Here is a 2,589-nt window from a genome sequence, read left to right as displayed (position 1 = left end):
GGATTACCCATGTTTCTTTCCTCCTTGCGTGAGTTTTACATACTCAGCAAGGGATCCATTTTGCGGGGGCAAGCTCAAGGGGCTTTTAATCAGGCTTGAGGTCGCTATGCTTTCCGTGCTTCCAGCGATCCACGATGACAGTCGCAAACAAGCCCGCCTTGGTGAACGGATCGTCTGCGATAAATCGCTCTGCCTCGTCCCATCCCTCGGCCTCCAAAATGAGGAAGCTTCCGGTCATGTCTTCATCGCCAGTGCCTGATCCCGCGCCAAGCGTTGGTCCGCCGACCACGATGCTCGCCGCGTAAGGTCCAAGATATTCGAGATGCGCAGCATAGTTCGCAATTCGGATCGACAAACTGCCGGGCTTATCTTTGCGATAAATGAGAAATAGCATGTCTCTTCCTTGCTTCGTTTTGCTCCACGATGTCGCGGAACAATCAATCTGAAAAAAACCTGCCCCAACGTTTTCGCTGCGGCAAGCACCGCCGGCGTCGCGAAATCACCCGTATAACGTCCCGCGAACGGACGTCACTGCCCAAATTGTTCGCCGAGATGGCGTCTTCTACCGCCTGACGCCACGGTGCCTCGACTCTACGTATCACTTCGCCTCTTTGACGTAACCGCGTACGGGTTCGAGGAACTCCAGGGTGCGCGCGCGCTTGAGCAACACCGGCAGCGCAGCTTCGTATTCGCGCCGATATGGCGCGCTCAGGTGATGAGATTGGAAATGCTCGCGGCTACACGCCCACGTTTCATAGAGAACGAGCGTGTCCGGATCATCCGCTGACCGGTGCAGGTAGGTGTTGATGAAGTCGGGTTCCTCGGCCATCCTGTCAAGGACCGCGATAAGCTTGGTTTCGAGCTCTTCGCGATGCTCCGGCTTGCCCGGCAGATGAACGATGAACGAGGTTTTGTCACTCATGGTATTGCTCCTTGAAATCTGATGGCGCGCCTTTGGGTGTCCGTATAGGTGTATTCAGGCGGCAAAGTTGTACGTCTGCTCCGGCGGGCATCACAATACCGGCAGAGACGCCGCCGCACTTCTGGCGAGGTGGAAGCAGCGAATGGTCTGCCATTCACTCGTGGAGCCCCAAGCAACACCCCGTTTCGCGCAGTAATGGTTGAAACGCCGCAAAGGTCGCGTCTCCCGTACGACTACAGTACGCCGAAGTCCTAATGAGAAAAATGCGTCACAGGAAGAAGACATTTCCACTGACTGGACGAATCGGCCTGGCAAGGGGCGGTTCGTGGACGCAAAAGCCAAGGTACATCCCGATACGACTCGTTCGATTTTTTCGAACATCCTCGTCAAGAACCTTGAACGTCAAACGAGACGAAGGGATCCATATTTTCTCCACGCCTTGATCATCTTCGACCAAGCGTCACAGGAGACACACCGTGAATCGCTTCAACAGCTTTAACGCCACCCGAGTCGCCATCGTCTACCACAGCGGCTATGGCCATACGGCCAAACAGGCACAGTCAGTAGCACGCGGAGCAGACAGCGTCGACGGCGTCGAGAGTCTGCTAATCAGCGTCGATGAGATCGATCAACACTGGAGCACTCTGGAAGACGTCGACGGTATCATTTTCGGGGCACCCACCTACATGGGCAGCGCATCGGCGCAGTTCAAGGCATTCATGGATGCCACCTCGCATCATGTGTTCGCCAAGGGCGGCAAATGGGCCAACAAGGTGGCGGCGGGTTTTACCAACGCCGCTTCGCGTTCCGGCGACAAGCTCGCCACGCTGCAGCAGATCTCGATCTTCGCGGCCCAGCATGCCATGCACTGGGTCAATCTGGGCCTCCCGCCGGGCCACAACAACTCGAAGTCGACTGAGGACTCGTTGAATCGCCATGGTTTTTTTCTCGGCGCAGCGGCACAGTCGAACGCCGACGAGAGCTCCGACGTTGTTCCGCCCCTCGCGGACCTGCGTACGGCGGAACACCTGGGTGCACGCGTCGCCAAAGTGGCGCGACAACTAGCCGCGGGACGGCAGGCTCTGGCTGAGCTGAAAGAGGCGGCCTGAAATACTCGCGTGCTTTCGTATAGTCCGGTGCGTCGTGCAGAGTCACGACGCCGGCCTCACCGCCGCGGCGACGATACCTCGAGGCAGGGGCGCTGGCCGGTTGCTGTGCGACGCATCATGCTTCGAACCGGCACTTAACCAGCTGGAATGATCCTTTGTGCGCGAAGGCGATCGAACAAATCAGTGAAGGATTCTTCGGTTGACTGGTATTCGAGAAATCCCGCCTTGCGGCTCTTGCTCATGTCCGTCACCACCTCCGCCGGCCGGCCGAGATCGGCGTCGGTATGCCACCACGACGCAAGTTGATTAACATCGCTTTCGATCAGGCCGTGTCTGCGGGCGATGCTTTTCGACAGTGGGGCCGCGTCGGCAATCTGCTGTCCAAGCGGCCGCATGGTCCCATCAAAGTCTTCTGCCGGCACGCCGAAGTAGCCGGCAATGCGCGGCCACAGCCACTTCCAGCGGAACACATCGGCATTCATGAACCGCCCCGGAAATGTAGGAGACTTCGGATCTTGGCTGTAACGGGAGATTTGAAGCATGGAAAGCGAAGGCAAG

At 57.7% G+C, this 2,589-nt stretch carries 3 protein-coding genes and 1 pseudogene; 1 reads left to right on the top strand and 3 read right to left on the bottom strand.

The features are described from left to right. Positions 1-85: 85 nt before the first annotated feature. Together AWB75_RS36220 and AWB75_RS36215 are read right to left on the bottom strand one after the other, a co-directional pair. Positions 86-394, bottom strand: coding sequence for a YciI family protein (locus AWB75_RS36220; protein ID WP_061128718.1), 309 nt, complete (start codon positions 392-394; stop codon positions 86-88). Positions 395-598: 204 nt separating this feature from the next. Beyond that, on the bottom strand, positions 599-922 hold the full coding sequence (locus AWB75_RS36215) for a putative quinol monooxygenase (RefSeq protein WP_061128717.1): 324 nt from the start codon (positions 920-922) through the stop codon (positions 599-601). Between the two features lie 476 nt (positions 923-1,398). Here AWB75_RS36215 and AWB75_RS36210 point away from each other — a divergent pair, with 476 nt between their 5' ends. Beyond that, positions 1,399-2,031: a flavodoxin family protein gene (locus AWB75_RS36210; RefSeq protein ID WP_061128716.1), complete on the top strand. Its 633-nt coding sequence runs from the start codon at positions 1,399-1,401 to the stop codon at positions 2,029-2,031. A 134-nt stretch (positions 2,032-2,165) separates the two neighbouring features. On the opposite strand, the pseudogene AWB75_RS36205 reads toward AWB75_RS36210, so the two are convergent. After that, positions 2,166-2,589, bottom strand: a pseudogene (locus AWB75_RS36205) (NAD-dependent dehydratase); the annotation flags it as partial.

This window comes from Caballeronia catudaia, from assembly GCF_001544755.2.
Lineage (GTDB): Bacteria > Pseudomonadota > Gammaproteobacteria > Burkholderiales > Burkholderiaceae > Caballeronia > Caballeronia catudaia.
The sequence above is the reverse complement of the archived record's forward strand: the minus strand, read 5'-3'. Positions and strand labels throughout refer to the sequence as shown.